General features: G+C 66.0%; 17 protein-coding genes. 8 read left to right on the forward strand and 9 right to left on the reverse strand.

Annotation, left to right across the window (positions count from 1 at the left end; all coding sequences use genetic code 11):
• Nucleotides 1-173: 173 nt before the first annotated feature.
• Nucleotides 174-1,016 (reverse strand): ABC transporter permease subunit, encoded by an 843-nt coding sequence (locus OXM57_11280; GenBank protein ID MDE0353259.1) that lies wholly within the window; start codon nucleotides 1,014-1,016, stop codon nucleotides 174-176.
• Complete coding sequence (locus OXM57_11285) at nucleotides 1,016-1,783, reverse strand: ABC transporter permease subunit (protein MDE0353260.1); 768 nt, start codon at nucleotides 1,781-1,783, stop codon at nucleotides 1,016-1,018. Before OXM57_11285 ends, OXM57_11280 begins: the two co-directional genes overlap by 1 nt.
• A gap of 250 nt (nucleotides 1,784-2,033) precedes the next feature.
• Between OXM57_11285 and OXM57_11290 the strand changes: the two genes are divergently transcribed.
• The 4 genes from OXM57_11290 (at nucleotide 2,034) to OXM57_11305 (ending at nucleotide 6,014) form a co-directional block, all read left to right on the forward strand.
• On the forward strand, nucleotides 2,034-2,933 hold the full coding sequence (locus tag OXM57_11290; GenBank protein MDE0353261.1) for an amidohydrolase family protein: 900 nt from the start codon (nucleotides 2,034-2,036) through the stop codon (nucleotides 2,931-2,933).
• Between the two features lie 4 nt (nucleotides 2,934-2,937).
• Complete coding sequence (locus tag OXM57_11295) at nucleotides 2,938-3,810, forward strand: phytanoyl-CoA dioxygenase family protein (GenBank protein MDE0353262.1); 873 nt, start codon at nucleotides 2,938-2,940, stop codon at nucleotides 3,808-3,810.
• An 87-nt stretch (nucleotides 3,811-3,897) separates the two neighbouring features.
• The gene (locus OXM57_11300; GenBank protein ID MDE0353263.1) at nucleotides 3,898-5,334 is read left to right on the forward strand and encodes a CoA-binding protein; all 1,437 of its coding nucleotides are present in this window, start codon (nucleotides 3,898-3,900) and stop codon (nucleotides 5,332-5,334) included.
• Nucleotides 5,331-6,014 (forward strand): acetate--CoA ligase family protein, encoded by a 684-nt coding sequence (locus OXM57_11305; protein ID MDE0353264.1) that lies wholly within the window; start codon nucleotides 5,331-5,333, stop codon nucleotides 6,012-6,014. The genes OXM57_11300 and OXM57_11305 overlap by 4 nt, the downstream gene beginning before the upstream one ends.
• Nucleotides 6,015-6,046: 32 nt before the next feature.
• Here OXM57_11305 and OXM57_11310 read toward each other — a convergent pair whose 3' ends face one another.
• Nucleotides 6,047-6,352: a helix-turn-helix transcriptional regulator gene (locus OXM57_11310; protein ID MDE0353265.1), complete on the reverse strand. Its 306-nt coding sequence runs from the start codon at nucleotides 6,350-6,352 to the stop codon at nucleotides 6,047-6,049.
• Entirely contained in the window at nucleotides 6,352-6,651 is a 300-nt protein-coding gene (locus OXM57_11315) for a type II toxin-antitoxin system RelE/ParE family toxin (GenBank protein ID MDE0353266.1), read from the reverse strand. The genes OXM57_11310 and OXM57_11315 overlap by 1 nt, the downstream gene beginning before the upstream one ends.
• Before the next feature lie 258 nt (nucleotides 6,652-6,909).
• Here OXM57_11315 and OXM57_11320 point away from each other — a divergent pair, with 258 nt between their 5' ends.
• Nucleotides 6,910-7,860, forward strand: a complete 951-nt coding sequence (locus OXM57_11320; GenBank protein ID MDE0353267.1) for an ABC transporter permease subunit — start codon at nucleotides 6,910-6,912, stop codon at nucleotides 7,858-7,860.
• 22 nt (nucleotides 7,861-7,882) lie between these two features.
• Entirely contained in the window at nucleotides 7,883-9,076 is a 1,194-nt protein-coding gene (locus OXM57_11325) for an ABC transporter permease subunit (protein MDE0353268.1), read from the forward strand.
• Between the two features lie 166 nt (nucleotides 9,077-9,242).
• Here the strand turns inward: OXM57_11325 and OXM57_11330 are convergent, their stop codons facing one another.
• From OXM57_11330 to OXM57_11350, 5 genes are all read right to left on the reverse strand, one after another.
• Nucleotides 9,243-9,764 (reverse strand): GNAT family N-acetyltransferase, encoded by a 522-nt coding sequence (locus OXM57_11330; protein MDE0353269.1) that lies wholly within the window; start codon nucleotides 9,762-9,764, stop codon nucleotides 9,243-9,245.
• 233 nt (nucleotides 9,765-9,997) lie between these two features.
• Nucleotides 9,998-10,471: a hypothetical protein gene (locus OXM57_11335; GenBank protein MDE0353270.1), complete on the reverse strand. Its 474-nt coding sequence runs from the start codon at nucleotides 10,469-10,471 to the stop codon at nucleotides 9,998-10,000.
• A 4-nt stretch (nucleotides 10,472-10,475) separates the two neighbouring features.
• A complete protein-coding gene (locus OXM57_11340; GenBank protein ID MDE0353271.1) occupies nucleotides 10,476-11,060 on the reverse strand; it encodes a hypothetical protein in 585 nt (194 codons plus the stop codon).
• 77 nt (nucleotides 11,061-11,137) lie between these two features.
• The gene (locus tag OXM57_11345) at nucleotides 11,138-11,896 is read right to left on the reverse strand and encodes a hypothetical protein (protein ID MDE0353272.1); all 759 of its coding nucleotides are present in this window, start codon (nucleotides 11,894-11,896) and stop codon (nucleotides 11,138-11,140) included.
• A 64-nt stretch (nucleotides 11,897-11,960) separates the two neighbouring features.
• Nucleotides 11,961-13,463, reverse strand: coding sequence for an LCP family protein (locus OXM57_11350; protein MDE0353273.1), 1,503 nt, complete (start codon nucleotides 13,461-13,463; stop codon nucleotides 11,961-11,963).
• A 230-nt stretch (nucleotides 13,464-13,693) separates the two neighbouring features.
• Here OXM57_11350 and OXM57_11355 point away from each other — a divergent pair, with 230 nt between their 5' ends.
• Complete coding sequence (locus OXM57_11355; protein MDE0353274.1) at nucleotides 13,694-14,272, forward strand: hypothetical protein; 579 nt, start codon at nucleotides 13,694-13,696, stop codon at nucleotides 14,270-14,272.
• Between the two features lie 41 nt (nucleotides 14,273-14,313).
• A complete protein-coding gene (locus tag OXM57_11360; GenBank protein ID MDE0353275.1) occupies nucleotides 14,314-15,534 on the forward strand; it encodes an S-layer homology domain-containing protein in 1,221 nt (406 codons plus the stop codon).
• The last annotated feature ends 22 nt before the right edge of the window (nucleotides 15,535-15,556 follow it).

Consider the following 15,556-nt stretch of genomic DNA (forward strand, 5'->3'; position numbering starts at 1 on the left):
CGTGCGCGGATCGGGGCGAACCGATCCGCGGCCCGGATAAGCATACCGATGCAGGCTGACCGCTAACCGAGAGGGCCTGCCCCACGACATGATCGGGCGCCCGGTGACCGCTTCCGGCGTATCCGCCGTCTCCGAACGGTCGCGGGTCCCGATCGACGCCGACCCGCGCTCGCTCACGTCCAGCGTTCGATGCCCCGTTCCTCGACCCGGCTGGCGAGTGCGTAGGAGAGAATGGACAGAGCGATTATGACCATCGCCGCACCCCAGGCCCGGTCGACATCGAACCGGCTGAACGAGAGCGCGAAGAGCCAGCCCAGGCCCCGGACGCCGGTCAGGTACTCGCCGATGACCGCCGCAATGAACGCGACTGCCGCGTTGAGCCGGAATGCGACCAGGAAGTTCGGCATCGCGGCAGGCAATGCGAGTCTCATCAGTTCCACCGTTCGCGGCGCCCCGAGGCTCCGGAAGACATCCACCGAACCCGCCGGCAAATCCAGAAGACCGGAGTTGACGAGGACGAAGGTGGGGAACATCGACACGATGGCCGCAATGGCCAGAACCGTGGTGGCGGAGTAGCCCAGCACCTTCGCCATGATCGGAATCGTGGCCACGATGGGAGCGGAGTAGAGCAGGATCATGGAGGTCGTCAGCAGACCGCGTAACACCCGCGAAAACCAAACTGCGATCGCGGCGGCCACGCCGATGGCGGTCCCGATCGCCAGACCGGCGGCGGCTTCCAGGACGGTCCGCCAACCGTAGGACCAGTACTCGCCCGGGGCCGACCAGATATCGAAAGCCACCGCGCCCGGTTCCGGGATCACGAGCCGGTGTACACCCCCGAGGGTCACCCACGCCTGCCATGCGCCGATGACGAGGACGTAGGGCCAGATGGCGACCAGGAAGCGGCGCGCCAGGGACCGAACGGTCCGCAGCCGGGAGTCACCTGAATCACCCTCGAGGCCCCTTCGGCTCGATGGATCCTTGACGGTGGCCGGCCTCCCATGGGTAGGTGGCATCAGCGGAACCTGTTGAGCGCGGCCCGCTCGAGGGCGGCGAACACGGCGAATACCGCGATGGCGATCAGGGATGTGAGAGCGGCCGCCGCCCAAAGGCGGTCAGCGCGGAGACTCCGCATCGAGGTGACGATCAGGGCGCCCAGTCCGGGGCGTGATGAGCCGAACCACTCCCCGAAGACCACGCCGAACATGGCCGCCGGGGCGCCGAGCTTGGCGGCGTAGATCAACGATGGCACCGCGACCGGCAGCTGCAAGCGCCGGAATCTGGTCCAGCGAGACGATCCCAGGCTGGAGAGGAGGTCATGGTGAGACTGGCGGGCGAGGTAGAAACCCGAGGTGATGGCGATGAAGCTGGCGAAGAAGACAGCCAGTAGCGCGAACGTGAACGGCACGGTCTCCTGCGACACGATCATCACCAGGACAGGCCCGAGCGCGATCCACGGTATCGAGTTGATCAGGGTCGCCATCCTGCCGATGCCCCGGTTCAATGCCGGTGCGAGAAGTCCCAGCACCGCGAGTGCCAGCCCCAGCAGGATCCCGGCGACGAATCCCTTACCGGCGTCGATGATGGTGGCCCTGGTGGCTCTGGCGAAGACAGGAAGGTTCTCCAGGAACGCCCGGACCACGGCCGAGAGGGGTTGCCAGTTGCGTCCCAGGAGTTCGAGCCTGCCCACCAGTTCCCAGGCGCCCATCATGAGCAGGACACCGACGGCGCCGAGCACGACCATGGAGGCTTGCGAGGAGTCCCTGGTCGCGTCCGCGGACATCAGCCGACCGAGGCTCGAATGCCTGCGACGCCGGCCTCGAGAAGCAGCGTCGCCGGAGTCCGACCCTTCGTCTGCGGCACGACAAGTCTCCTCACGCCTCGGCTGCCCGCCGACCGTCGAGTGTATCCGGCCCTCATGGCCTGCGCCACAGGGCGCTACGTACCCGGTCGTCGCGCCGTCGTTCGGCCTCTGTCTATTCTCCTACCGGTAGCGGCCGCTTCCGGTCCCGCCCAACGCCTGCAGGAGAACCATGGTCACCGTAGATTGCCATCTACACCTCACCGAGGTACCGGAGCAGGTCCCCCATTGGTGGATGCAGGAGTTGTACAGGCCGTACGGCGTCGAGTACGGCACCACCGACGGGGAGTGGATGGTCAATCTGCTCGATCGGTCGGGAATCGACATCGGGATGGTCCAGGGGAGCGACATCCGCCGCACCACCTTCCATCCCGACCATCCCGACGAATACGAGGTGTACGTTCCGAACGACTACACGGCCGACCAGGTCGCCAAGTACCCGGACCGGCTGAAGGGCGTCGCGTGCATCGATCCGATGCGGGGTATTCCGTGGGCGGTCGAGGAGCTGGAACGGTGCGTGAAGGAGTTGGACTTCCGGGCCCTCAAGCTTGTTCCCAGCTACCAGCTCTACTCCCCGAACGACCGCAGCCTGGACCCGTTGTACGAAAAGGCCATCGAGCTGGACATCCCGGTGCATTTCTTCACGGGATGGACCCCCATCATCAACGCGTCGCTGGAGTTGGGGGATCCGTTCCTGCTGGACGGTGTGGGACGACGCTTCCGCGACATGAAGGTCATCGTCGTTATCAACTGGCCCTGGGTGGCCAAGGGGATACTGATGGTGGCGAAGCATCCCAACTTCCATGCCGATCTCTGTCACTTCGCCGGCGGAGCGCCCGAGCCCCTCCACGATGCGCTGGCCATGCTCAGGTCGTATGTGGCTACCGACCGAGCCATGTACGGCTCGGACAACAGCGACAAGATCCGCATCGGTAGAGACTTCGCCGCGGTGCCGGAGCTCTACCGGAGGGTCAACGATGTCGCCGAGCGGCAGGGCTCGGAAGCGTTCACGGACGAGGAACTGGCCGCGATCATGGGAGGCACCGCCGCTCGCCTCTACAAGCTGAGGTAGCAACATGTTGTCCCGGGAGCAGATCGACTCCTACAACGAGCACGGCTACGTCGTGGTGAGGGATGTCCTGTCATCCTTCGAGGTCAGCGAGCTGCGACGGGTCACCGATGAGCTGGTAGAGAGCGCCCGGTTCATGACCGGGAGCGATGAGAGGTTTGATCTGGAGCCCGGTCACACGGCCGATGACGTCCGGGTGCGCCGCATCAAACGTCCTTCGCTGCACCACGACCTGTACATGTCGATGCTGCATCACCACGCCATCCTCGACATGGTCGCGCAGCTCATCGGCCCGTCCATCCGGTTCACGGGCGAGAAGCTGAACATGAAGTCCGCGGAGTTCGGCAGCGTGGTGGAGTGGCATCAGGACTGGGGCTTCATGCCGCACACCAACGACGACCTTCTGGCCGTGGGCATCGCCATCGACGACACGACCACGGAGAACGGCGCCCTGCTCGTGATCCCCGGCTCCCACCGCCACCCGGTCTACAACCACCACGAGGACGGATACTTCGTCGGCGCGGTCGGCCGCGAGCACTTCGACCCGGCGGACGCGATTCCCGTAGAGGTCCCGGCCGGCGGGATATCCATCCATCACATCCGCATGTTGCACGGGTCCCCGCCCAACACGTCCGATCGCCCGCGGCGCGTGTTGTTCCTCGAACTGGCGGCCGCGGACGCCTGGCCGTTGTTCGGCCTCGGCAATTGGGACACCTGGAGTACATGGGACGAGTACAACGCGTGCCTGCTGAGGGGAGAACCTGTCGTGGAGCCGCGGATAGCGGACGTCCCGGTGAGGCTGCCCCATCCGTCCCGGCCCTGGCCGGGTTCGATATACGCCCTCCAGGAGAACCTGTCGTCCTCCGCATTCTCCGAGTAGGACGGCCTGTGGCCGGGTCGTGCCAACGCCCACCATGTCCGTACCCATGCCAGTCCGCCGACTCTCGATCCACTAGGAGCTAGGGACATGCAAGGCTCGCCCGGGCTCGACGCGATGCTCAAACCCGAGTCGATAGCGGTCGTCGGCGCCTCCCGTGACAAACCGGGTGCGAGCTGGGTGGACATGTTCGGCCAACTGGTCGACTTCGGCTATCGCGGCCGCCTCTACCCGATCAACCCGAAGGCCGACGTCATCCGAGGCCACAAGGCCTATGCCGGCCTCACCGACCTTCCGGAGCCGGTGGATCTCGTGATAATCGGCCTCTCAGCCCGCATCGTCCCCTGGATTCTCCGCGACTGCGTTGCCACCGGGAACCGCAACGTTCACATCTTCTCGGCCGGTTTCGGCGAGACGGGTGAGGAGCAGGGGAAAGCTCTCCATGACGAGATCACGCAGATCGCGGTCGACGGTGGTCTACGGGTGATCGGTCCCAACAGCATGGGTGTCTTCTCGCCGAGACTCCGGTTGGTCACCTGGGCCGGGGCGCCGGAGGCGGTCGGATCGGTCGGGATTCTCACCCAGAGCGGCGGCTTCGCCGACGGGATCATCGGGTACGGCTCCCAGATCGGGCTCTCGTTCAGCACCGTCGTCAACTACGGAACGGGCCTGACGGTCGATGCATCGGATCTGGTGGAGTACCTCTCGGACGATCCGGAGACGGACGCCATCGGGGTGTATCTGGAAGGAGTCGCCGACGGCCGCCGGCTCCTCGAGGCCGTCGCCCGGACGACCCCGGACAAACCGGTCGTCATGGTGAAGCCGGGCGCCAGCCGGGCCGCCCGCCGGACCGCTGCCTCCCACACGGGCTCCCTGGCGGGCGACGACCGCATCTGGCAGGGGTTCTTCGCGCAGAGCGGAGCGATCCGGGTCGATACGGTCCAGGACATGGCGCACACGATCGACGCCCTGAAACGGCTCCCGCGGCCGGCCGGGCACGGAGTCGCCATCGTGGGCACGGGAGGGGGGAGCAGCGTGGTGGCGGCCGACGCATGCAGCCGAGCCGGCCTTGAGGTTCCGCCGCTGTCCGCCGAGGCCCGGGCCGAGCTTCGTGTGACCATTCCTGCGGCCGGCAACATCATCACGAATCCGGTAGACGCGCACGATGTCATGACCGACCCGGCGCAGATGCCTCCCGTGCTGGAGGTGCTCAGCTCGCAGGACTATCTCGACATGGTGGTCGTGTACTTCCACGTCGACTGGATGTACGACGTGGCGCCCGACCGCATAGCCGCGCTGGCCACCTTCCTCGCCAAGTCGGGCTCCGCGCACATGAACGGCAAGCCGCTGGTAGCAACATGGCGCTCCTACCGTTCGGGACCCGAGTACCGCACGGTCATCCGGGAGATGCGGCAAATACTTCTCGACGGAGGCATCCCGGCGTTCCCGGACATCGACTCCACGGCCCGAACCCTGGCCCGGCTGGCCGACTACTCAGGTTTCGTGACCGCGGCGAAGGCAACATGATGGAGACCGGGGCCGATCTGTCGGGTCGAGCGGGCGACACGCGGTCATTGTCGGAGTTCGAGAGCCGCAAGATCCTCGTCAGCTATGGCATTCCCGTGGTGGCGACGACCCTCGTCACCACGCAGCAAGAGGCTGTGGACGCGGCCACCGGCACCGGATACCCCGTGGTGTTGAAGGGATGCGGCGCCGGTCTGACCCACAAGTCGGAGGCCGGAGTCGTCAAGCTGAACCTCAACACAGGCGCCGAAGTCGCATCGGCGTTCACAGCCATCGAGACCGCCGCAGCCGGAGCGCTGGACGGCATCCTGGTGCAGCCCCAGATCAAAGGAACCCGTGAGTTGGTGGCCGGCATGATCCGGGACCCCCAGTTCGGCCCCTGTGTGATGTTCGGCCTGGGCGGCATCTTCACCGAGGTCCTGGACGACGCCTGCTTCCGGATAGCCCCGTTAGAGGAACGCGACGCACTGGCGATGATGGACAGCACCCGAGGCTCGGCAATCCTCGGCCCCGTCCGCGGCACCGCTCCCGCAGACCGCTCCGCCCTGTCAAGAGTCCTGATATCCCTAGGCCGCATCGGCCTGGAGCACGACCAGGTCGAAGCGATCGACGTCAACCCCCTCCTACTCCAGGAGAACGGCGCCCCCGTGGCAGTAGATGCCGCCATCTGGCTAACTCTGTAGGGCTATGCCGAATGGCGAGCCACATGCTGGTGTCAGTGTGGCTGAGCCAGGTTGACCGTGATCGTCATATTGAGGGCTGCTGCGGCTCGGTGGAGGGTCGTGAGCGTGGCCCTCGTGCCGCCGGATTCGAGGCGGGCAACCGCGGCTTGGCTCGTCGACATACGAGCGGCAAGGTCGCGCTGTGTCAGCCCCGCGGCTTCTCGCGCGTCGCGGACCTTCTCACCCACCTCCAGAGCTAGACGAGCCGCGGTGAGGGCCTCGTCGAACTCGACGCGTTCGTCGGCGCTCATCGTGTTGAGCCGTCTGTCTCGCAGTTCCTCAATCGTTGGACGCGCCATCACTCCTCCTCGGCTGCATGTCCTTCAGCAAGACACCGTCGCATCGCCCGGCGAGCCCGCCGGACTTCGGCCCGCTCATTCTGCCGCTGCTTGCGGAACGTAGTCAATAGAACGATCCGCCGGTTCTCCGCGAAGCAGAACGTGATCCGCCGCGCGACTCGGTCGAGGCTGATCCGAAGCTCGAAGAGCCCGTCGCCTAGCGCACGCGAGGCCGGGAACCGCAGACGGTTGCCATCCTCGGCGAGTCGTTCCACGGCCGCCACCACCTTCGCGAAGTCTTTCACAGAGAGCGACTCGATCCATCGCTCGACTTCCGGCTCGACCTCTACCGACCATATGATATCACTAATGATATCAAACCACTACGACACGGTGCTGCGGCCCCGTGGAGGGTCGTGATCGTGGCGCCGGGCTCGGGCATGTCAGGGAGCCAGGCGGCGGTTGCCGCCGCGAAGCCGGTGTTCGGGTAGCGTGTGCCTCGTAAGCAAGCAGAAGCGCGCCGAGCGCGTTCCCTCCTGTGGGCGAGTCCCAAGACCACGGGGACGGCGAGAGGTACCGTGACCACGACCAGCACCGATGTTCTCAATGTAAGAGCGACAGCGCGCCGGAATAGGCGGCGCCGCCGGGTCTCCTACGTTTTCTATTCGGTCCTGGGGATGTTGCTGTTCCTGCTGTACTGGCAGCTGCTGGCCGCGCCCTTCTCGCCCCTCTCCTCCCTCATCCCGACGCCGATCGAGGCCTCCACCCACTTCCGGGACAACCTGATGTTCAGCGAGCCGATGAAGGAGAACTTTGTTCACGCCTGTCCGGACCTATCGGCAGATCTGGAGTTCAAGAGGGGTCGGCTGGACAGCCTTCCCGATCGCTGTTTCGGGTACCTTCCCCATCTGCTGCACACCACCCGCAACATCCTGATCGCAGTCGCGCTGGGGACCGTCATCGGCTTGGCGGTCGGGCTGAGTAGTCTGCTCATGCCGTGGATAGCCGATGTGGTCACGCCGGTGACCGGTTTCTTCGGGACGACCCCCATCTTCATCGTGGCGCCTTTCTTCGTGATCTGGTTCGGGATCGATTACCCCCTGTTGACCACCATCGGGGTGGTCGCCTTCTACACCACCCTTCTGATGTATTTCTTCACCCGGCGGGCGGCCGAGAACATACCGGTGGGGATCATCGAATCAGCCCTCACGCTGGGAGGGGACCGCCGCACGATCTTCCGTTGGGTCTATCTGCGGGGAACGATTCCGGAGATCGCGGGGGGCTTCCGGATCACGCTGGGAGGCGCTTGGGGTCTGGGGACGCTGGTGGAGGTGCTCGGACCACAGATGGGAGGAGGGTTCCTGATCCGCATGTGGAGCTACGTGATGGGCCACGCTGGTGGGCCGACCGCGGTGGTCGCTCTGATCCTCTTCTTCGGCGTGCTGGCTGCGGCGGTCGACGGGATCCTGGTACTGGCAATACGCTCCCTCACCAGATGGTCTGAGGGCGGCCGCCAACTGGCCTTGTAGGCAAGGGGAAGGCGACGACGGTTTGAATCAGCAGCCTGTGCTCCTCCGAGCCCTCTTCTGGATTGGATGGCTGATCTGGGCTGTCCTGACCCCGTGGTTGCTCGTTCAGCTGCCTGACAGCCTTCCCTTCGTCACCTGGACACATGGCGAGGGCGTGATCACCGTCACGTGGTCTTACCTCGTTTCCGGGTCGGTGCTGTTCTTGGCCTGGCCGGTTGCGTTCCGCACGACCCGGGTCAAGGACATTCTGATCAGGGCGGGACGGGGAATAGCGGCGTGGCCGGACATGCTGTGGGCCGGCATGCGCCGCAGTCCCCTCTTCTTCCTCTCTTGGGTGTTGTTGATGCTGGCGTGGCAGGTGGCGTCTTACATCGTGCCTCACGGGACTCTCGAGCATCCCCTGGTTCCCGGATGGGAGTACGTGTTCGGTGACACCCTCTTCGGAATGTCCAAGTACTGGACCGTCCGCGGGATTGACCTCGGCTCCGTCAGCTTTAACGTCGAGGGACTGGCGCCCCTTCCCATCCTCCGTGGCGAGGCGACCTGGTTGGGTGCGTTCCTCGCCATCGCCTATCACTCCGGTGTGACGCTCCTCAGGCTGCTGTGCGGCCTGGTACTCGGCATGACGCTCGGCCTCCTGACCGGTCTGCTCCTTCCCTACTGGCCGGCTGTGCGCAAGACCGCGTGGGCGCCCATGAACTTCCTGCGGATGATCCCCCTCCTGGTGGCGGCTCCGTGGTTGCAGCTTGTCCTGGGCCGCCGCTTCCTGGGCATCACCATCTACATCGCCTTCGGGGTGTGGATAATCCTGGTGGTGGCCACCATGAATGCGGTATCCAACGTGCCCGACCGGTACATCGAGAGCGCCCGTACCCTGGGCGCCTCCCGGCTGCGCACCTACTACAGAGTGATAGTGCCCGGGTCGATTCCGGAACTGCGCACCGCCCTCCTGCTCGCCATGGGAGGGAGCTGGTCACTGGCGATCGTCGCCGAGTTCCTGGGCTTCGGTTCCGGGCTGGGGCACCTGGCTGACGCGGCGGTGCAAGGAACCAACACCGCCCAGCTGTTGGTGGTGACGTTCATCGTGGCCCTCTATGCCCTCACGACTTTCTTCCTCCTCAACGAGGGATTCAAGAAGCTGATCAGCTGGGTGCCCCAACGCACCACCGGCAAGACGGACATCAGAAAGGTAGCCGGAGCGGCAACAGGGATGTGATAGCCGAGCCCACCGCGCCGGCAAGGTCTCGGCCGCTGAGTCTGTCGAAACTGCGAGGTAACAAGGGAGAGGGCGCAGCCAGACTGCCGGCGACTGCCACGCATTGAGGCTTTCGGCTTGGTCGTACGGCTGATCGGGATTGACACCCCGCTTGCTCTGTGGACTGTTACAACGCCTCGTGCATCTGGCGGGTGATCGACCACATTTCTATGTCGTGAAACCGGCCATCGAGGAACGCCAGTGAGCGCATCACACCCTCCTGGGTGTAGCCGCACTTCTCTGCCACCCGCCGCGATGCGAGATTGTCCGGATGGATACTGAGCTGGAGTCGGTCCATCAGCTTGGTCGAGAACAAGTACTCCGTGAGCAGCCCTAGGGCCTCGGTTGCATAGCCTTTCCCGGAATACTGCTCGCCGAACACCTGGTAGTTGATCTCGTAGCCGTAGAAGTAGTAGGTGATGGGAATGAAGCCGACCCACCCGACAATGTCGGCGGCCGCATCGATCATGAGCAGCACTCCGGAGTCGTCGGACCAGTAGCCGTCCCGCTCGAACCGGCTGCGGATGTCCGTTTCGGACTTGAGAACGTGGCCGAGAGCACCGCGCATGTCGAGGTCGTTCAGTAGCTCGATCAAGCCGTCGATGTCGGAACTGCGCACGAGGCGAAGGCTGATCAGATCTCCTCGCAAGGGCGGCACCTAATCCTCCCGGTCGGGTCGATTCCCACCACGCTTCTTCGTGGGCCAGTGCATCGTTCGCCAGGGTGTGCCGGCTGTTCCCACCAGGCTCGGAATCGTGACGGAGATCCTGACCGCACCGGCTCGGCTCTGACCCCTCCGCAGGGTAGCCGCCGTTGTTGTGGCTATAGCTCCATGGGATTGTTCCGATGGCCGTGAGAGCGGGGCTGGAGGGTCGTCCGGGTCTATTCGATGGTGAGGCTTGAGAGGATTGAGTTCGCCTCCTGGGTAAGGGGGTGGCGGTGGTGGTAGGAGCCGATCGCGGCGTGGAGGCAGAAGGCCCGACCGGCCGAGTGGAAGAATCGTTGGAGGCCGGCCTGTTCTCGCATGGGCCGCCGGAGTGCGTTGGGATCGAAGTCGTCGGGTTGTAGTTCGGCGGGGACGCCGTGGTGCTCGAACAGCATGGAGCCGACTGCGCCGGGATCGAACTCCACGAGTGCGATGAAGACGCCTGCCGGTCCCATGGCCTCTAACGCCTCGGAGCCGTAGTCGTCACGCTCGTTCGGTAGCCAGGAGTTGGCCGCGTGCAGAACGATCAAGCCGTCGCCAGGCGGCGCCGGGCCGGCGTCGGTCTTGTCGGCGTCCTGCTGCAGGGACAGTTCGGCTTCCCAGCCGGTCGGCACGGCCAGACCAATCCCGTATGCGGAGAGGCGGTGCATGCTGTCAGGTCACCAGGGCGACCGCGGACAGGGCTGCCAGCAGGGCGGAAGCGAGAGCGCCGAGGCGCCTGGCCCTCTGCGCGAGGTTGTCGAGCCGGTGATGCAGCCTGGCGAGGTCCGCAGCGTTCCTGACCCGGCCATTCAGTGTCACGGTGAGCCCCCGTATCGCGCCGAAGGCCGCGCCTACCAACAGTCCACTCATCGGGTCACGGGTCAGCAGGGCGGCCAGCATGAACATGGGAACGAGGGCCGTGTTGACCGCTGTGACGACCGCGGCACCCAGTTGGAGCCCGTAGCCCCAGCCGTATACCCACGGCCGGAAGGCCGAGAGCCAGTCCTCGTTGACCTGGCGACGGATGGGGAACCGGCGTACCTTCAGATCCCACACCGCGGCAACCACTCCGGCCAGGGCTAGCGCGGACAGGCGCCAGGTCTCGTCGAGGGTGACGGGTAGGGCTCGCCTGGCTGCGCCTAGGACGGCGCCCAGAGATGCTCCGCCGACCAGCGTCCCGGCCACCAGCCACGTCACGGTCAGTGGCCAGCGGTTGCCCCGGGCCCGCTCGCCGAGCGGGCTGATGCTCGTGAGCATCGAAAGGCCTCAGGGCGACCAGGTGGAGCGGAATCCGGCAACGACCGCGGCGGCGACGCCTACCGCGAAAGAAGTGATCACTGTTCGGGGGGCAGGTTGCGACGGGTGTCCGTGTCGCCGGTGCCGGGTTCGGGGTTGACGCTCGGATGGTCCCGACCGATGCCGGCCGCCGCGAGAGCCTCATCGGCGCGCCTTGCCCGGTCCCGGCCCGAGGTCGTGCCGCGTTCCGGGTCGATCTCACGGAGGTAGTCGCCCAGGGCCGTCCGGAGCATGTTCCGCATCTGGTCCCAGTTGGCGGCGGTGCCTGAACCCACCATCCGGTTGTTCGTACCGTCGACCAGCGCGAAGTACGGTGATCCGGGAACGTCATAGTCCTGCCACGCCGCGCTGGACAGCACCGTCTTGACACCCGGCGGTGCCAGGGCGGCAAAGGCGGTCTCCGACTCGAGGGGCGGATCCTGACCGACGATGACGAGCCGGGTCCTGGCGTCCGAGAGGTCGAGGTCGGCTTCGGCGAAGGCCGTCCAGAACGTCTCGCACGTCCGGCAACCCGACGAGAGAAACGCCAGAAGTGTCAGGCCGCGAGCGTCGGTGACGCTGATCTTGATGGGGTTCCCACCGGGAGATGTGCCGACGATGTCGTGCGCGGCCCCGTCCGGTGGGGGGCGCAACTCCACGGGCGCATCGGGTCGTCCAGCATGCCCGCCGCTCTCCTCGAGAGGGATTCCCGCACGGTGGAGAGCTCGGATTATCTCGGCGTGCGACCTCAGCAGGCCGAACACCAGCAGGGCGAGGACCGCCACCGCGCAACTGAGCAGGACGAGAGCGAGGGCCACCTCGCCAGATTATCAGGCGGAGGGTGCCGGTTAGCAGGACGGACGGGCGCCATGGTGGGACTTACTACGGCGTCCGGCAGCTATCGGCGAGGAGCGCGTTCGACGTGTTGGCCCGGCCTTCCAGCGCCTGGGATACGGCGGCCCGTACCTGGGCGATGGGAGCATCGCCGGGCTGGAACTCGGGAGGGATGAAGTTGACGGTGACGATCCTCGACGTGTCGAGGCGGTCCGCCATGCCCATGAGGTCGCTGAGGCGGCCGATCGGGATGTCGGTGCTGACATGGCTGGCGATGATGTCGGTCAGGTCCGCGTACCGGTACACCAGCTCCATGCGCGGCACCTGGTCCAGCAGGGCCTCGACCACGCATCGTTGGCGGGTCATCCGGTGCCAGTCTGTGGTGCCGGTCCTGGCACGCACGTAGCCGAGGGCGGTGAGGCCGTCGAAGTGGTGGTATCCGGGTTCGGTGGCGATGAGGACGGGTGGGCCGTCCGCCACGATGGGCTTGATCCGCTCGTCGATCGTCTCGCTCACGTACAGGTCGATGCCGCCGAACAGGTCGATGACCTTTACGAAACCCACCATGTCGAGCAGCACGTAGTACTGGATGGGCAAGCCGGTCAGCTGGGCGAGCGCGGACTTGATGGCGTGTCCGGCCGGATCGTCGACCTGCGGGAAGGCTTCGGGGTGTCTCAATCCGAGGCCGTAGATCTCGTTGACGATCTCCGGATACCCGTCCGGCCACAGTGCCGCGGCGGCTGTTCCGTCCGGGAAGGTGACGTGACGCCAGTTTCGCGGCACGCTGAACGCGGCTGCATCGCCGGTGGCGACATCGATCGAGACCACGATGATCGTATCGGTTCGGACCCCGACCCGGTCGAACCCGGCGTCGCTACCCAATAGCGCAATGGTGAGGCGGCTCGCGCCGTCCCATGTCAGTTGTGGTTGCGCGGCCGGGGCTAGGGCCGTGGCCGTGGTGGATGTGGTAGGCGCCGGGGTCGTCGCCTGTGTGAGCGGAACGATGGGTCCCGATGGGTCGGCCTCGCCGGCCTCCGGCAGGGAGGTCGTCGGGGAGGTGGTGGGAAGCGGGGTCGGAGCCGCGGTAAGCGTGTTGGTGGCGACGAAGACGTCCGACAGCAGGGCCAGCTGCACCGAGGCGAGCCGGATGACCACCACGTGGGGAGCGGCGATGAGAGCGGCCACCAGGGTGAGCGTGACGGCTGTCCCGACCCGCCGCCTCGGCTTGTGGCGCCATCGCCAGTAACGGCGGTCCGCAGTTCTGAACGCGTCCACCGCAACCGCAGACCGAAAGGCCAGAACCACCAGGCTGCCCACCATCAGGATCCGGAGAGCGGAGACGTTCACGGTCCAGAGGAGCAGGGTCCTCGTACCGGTCGCCACCACGTAGCCGAGCGCGAAGACGTAGGCCATCAGGGTCCCGTTGGCGAACAGCAGCGCACGGCGGGTTCTGTGGCCGAAATGGCCCAGGCCGGGCCAGATCGCGGAGAGCGCCGCGGCCACCAGCGGGTCCGGTCCCCGGCGCCGCAGATCCATCCATGCTCCGCTCAAAGCGCGACCTCGTTTAGGAGGGTGCTGAAAAAGACGGGGATGGGTTGGCCCGCGATGGCTCCAACTTGGGGTTTCGCTGCTCGCTATCGGGCCAACTGGACATTTTTCAGTACCCTCCTAGGGGCCGAGCTTGCGCATCAAGTCTGCCATGCCGCAGTGCTCGGATCGGGTTTATCCCCGACCCCACGAGTACGACCGGTCCAGGATGTCGGCGGTAGCCTTGACGCTGGATGACCCTCCTAGACCTCACCATGGCGTTCTACGCGGCCGGCTCGCTGTTGCTCGTCTTCGCCGGGGTAGCGAAGTTGCTCTACCCCCGGCCTGCGGCCGACCTCATGGGCGCCATCGGTTTCCCTGCCCGGGTGTGGTTCGCCCGTGCGGCCGGTGGCGCGGAGTTGGTACTCGGAGCGACCGCCCTTGCGGCTATCGGGTCCGGGCCGGCGCTCGTCGCGGCCGGCGTTTACTCCCTGTTAGCGATGGTTGCGCTGCTGGCGGTCAACAGACGTCTCTCTTCTTGCGGATGCTTCGGGCAGGTGGATTCACCACCCTCGTGGATACATGTGATCGGCAACCTCTTCTTCGCAGCCGTGTGCGTACTGGTGGCAGGAGCGGGCAGTTCGCCACGTGTCTGGATCGGATCCGCGACAGATCATCTGGCTGGCGCAGTTGCGCTGGCTCTCGCTGTGTGCGTGCTGGCCGGGATGGTCCTCGTGAGCTTCACAGCGGTGCCGGAGTGGCTGCAGGCCAGATCGGCGGGAGGTAGGAGTCCGGAGACGTTCCGGATCGAAGCCGCCGGTCTCCGGCGGTAATCCACCGGCCAAGGGCAGCAGCTATGAGTCGCAAACTCGTCATGAGGGTATCGAGCCTGGTGGACCGCCACACGTCGCGGCGCGGGTTCCTCCGATCAGTGGTGATGTCCGCGACAGCCATCGCCTTCGCCCCTGCCTACCTCATCCGGCCCATAGCAGCGGAGGCCGCCATCATCACATGCCTGGGGCTGCGGTGTTCCTCCGGGTCGGCGTGCTGCGACGGATGGACGGAGTTCTGCTGCAGGCTGACGGGCGAGAACACTTGCCCGCCCGGGACGGTGGTGGGTGGCTGGTGGAAGGTCAACAATTCTTCGTTCTGCTCCTATGACAAGCCACGACCCCGCTACTACATCGACTGCAACGTCGCGTGCCTGCCGACTCGCCGGTGCTGGCCGGGAGGCCTCTGCGCGCGTTCGGCGACCGCCGCCTGGTGCCGGTGCCCGGACGGGTGCGACACAAGGAAAGTCGACTGTGTCCAGTTCCGTTACGGCCAGTGCAACCAGGACACCTGCGTCGGTCCGATCCGCTGCCGGGTCGTCACCTGCGTGCCGCCGTGGCAGTGGGATCCGGCATGCAGTCGCTGGCCGGCGCTGACCAGCGAGGCGACCCGTCACCACGACCGACCCTGCTTGCACGACTGGTTCAATGACGTGCCCCCTGACGCCTTCTACGCCGGAGCGGTGCGGTGGATGAGCGACCGGGGCATCGCCGCCGGCCTGACGAACGACCTCTTCGGGCCCGACGAGCCCATGCTTTGGAGGCACTTCGCAACGCTGCTGTGGTCGTACGCCGTCGGTGCCGCCAAGGGGGCTCCGAGCCCGCTCGACGATCCCAACCCGCGCACGGACTACGAAAAGGCCAGGGACTGGATGGCCCAACATGGGATCGCGCCGGGGCGGACGGTGCGGTACGTGGGTCCTGCCGGCCGGATCACCCGCGCGGAGGCCATTGTCCTCCTGCACCGGCTGGCTGCGGTCTCGAATACAAGGTCCCTAGGGGAACCGACCCCCGATGATCTGTATCCCGAAAGGGAGTTGATCACAGAACGACCGCCGTTCCCCGACGTGGCGGACGGCGCCTGGTACGGAGATGCGTTGGACTGGGCGGCCCGGCGTGGGATCGTTTGGTGGTCGCCTCCCGAGCCGTTCCATCCCGACCGGTTCGTCACCCGATCCGAGGCAGCCGTCTACCTGCACCGGTTCCACGACCCCTCGACTCCCACCCCCACGTCCCAGCCGGAACCCTCCCAACCATGGCTGTAGTCGACCGATTACCCGACGGGTG

The sequence above is a fragment of the bacterium genome (assembly GCA_028820935.1).
Lineage (GTDB): Bacteria > Actinomycetota > Acidimicrobiia > Spongiisociales > Spongiisociaceae > Spongiisocius.

Coding starts and splice junctions, on each gene's coding strand:
- OXM57_11310 (MDE0353265.1), bottom strand. CDS start 6,352: ATGGCGCGTCCAACGATTGAGGAACTGCGAGACAGACGGCTCAACACG.
- OXM57_11295 (MDE0353262.1), top strand. CDS start 2,938: ATGTTGTCCCGGGAGCAGATCGACTCCTACAACGAGCACGGCTACGTC.
- OXM57_11355 (MDE0353274.1), top strand. CDS start 13,694: ATGACCCTCCTAGACCTCACCATGGCGTTCTACGCGGCCGGCTCGCTG.
- OXM57_11285 (MDE0353260.1), bottom strand. CDS start 1,783: ATGTCCGCGGACGCGACCAGGGACTCCTCGCAAGCCTCCATGGTCGTG.
- OXM57_11290 (MDE0353261.1), top strand. CDS start 2,034: ATGGTCACCGTAGATTGCCATCTACACCTCACCGAGGTACCGGAGCAG.
- OXM57_11360 (MDE0353275.1), top strand. CDS start 14,314: ATGAGGGTATCGAGCCTGGTGGACCGCCACACGTCGCGGCGCGGGTTC.
- OXM57_11335 (MDE0353270.1), bottom strand. CDS start 10,471: ATGCACCGCCTCTCCGCATACGGGATTGGTCTGGCCGTGCCGACCGGC.
- OXM57_11340 (MDE0353271.1), bottom strand. CDS start 11,060: ATGCTCACGAGCATCAGCCCGCTCGGCGAGCGGGCCCGGGGCAACCGC.
- OXM57_11305 (MDE0353264.1), top strand. CDS start 5,331: ATGATGGAGACCGGGGCCGATCTGTCGGGTCGAGCGGGCGACACGCGG.
- OXM57_11280 (MDE0353259.1), bottom strand. CDS start 1,016: ATGCCACCTACCCATGGGAGGCCGGCCACCGTCAAGGATCCATCGAGC.
- OXM57_11300 (MDE0353263.1), top strand. CDS start 3,898: ATGCAAGGCTCGCCCGGGCTCGACGCGATGCTCAAACCCGAGTCGATA.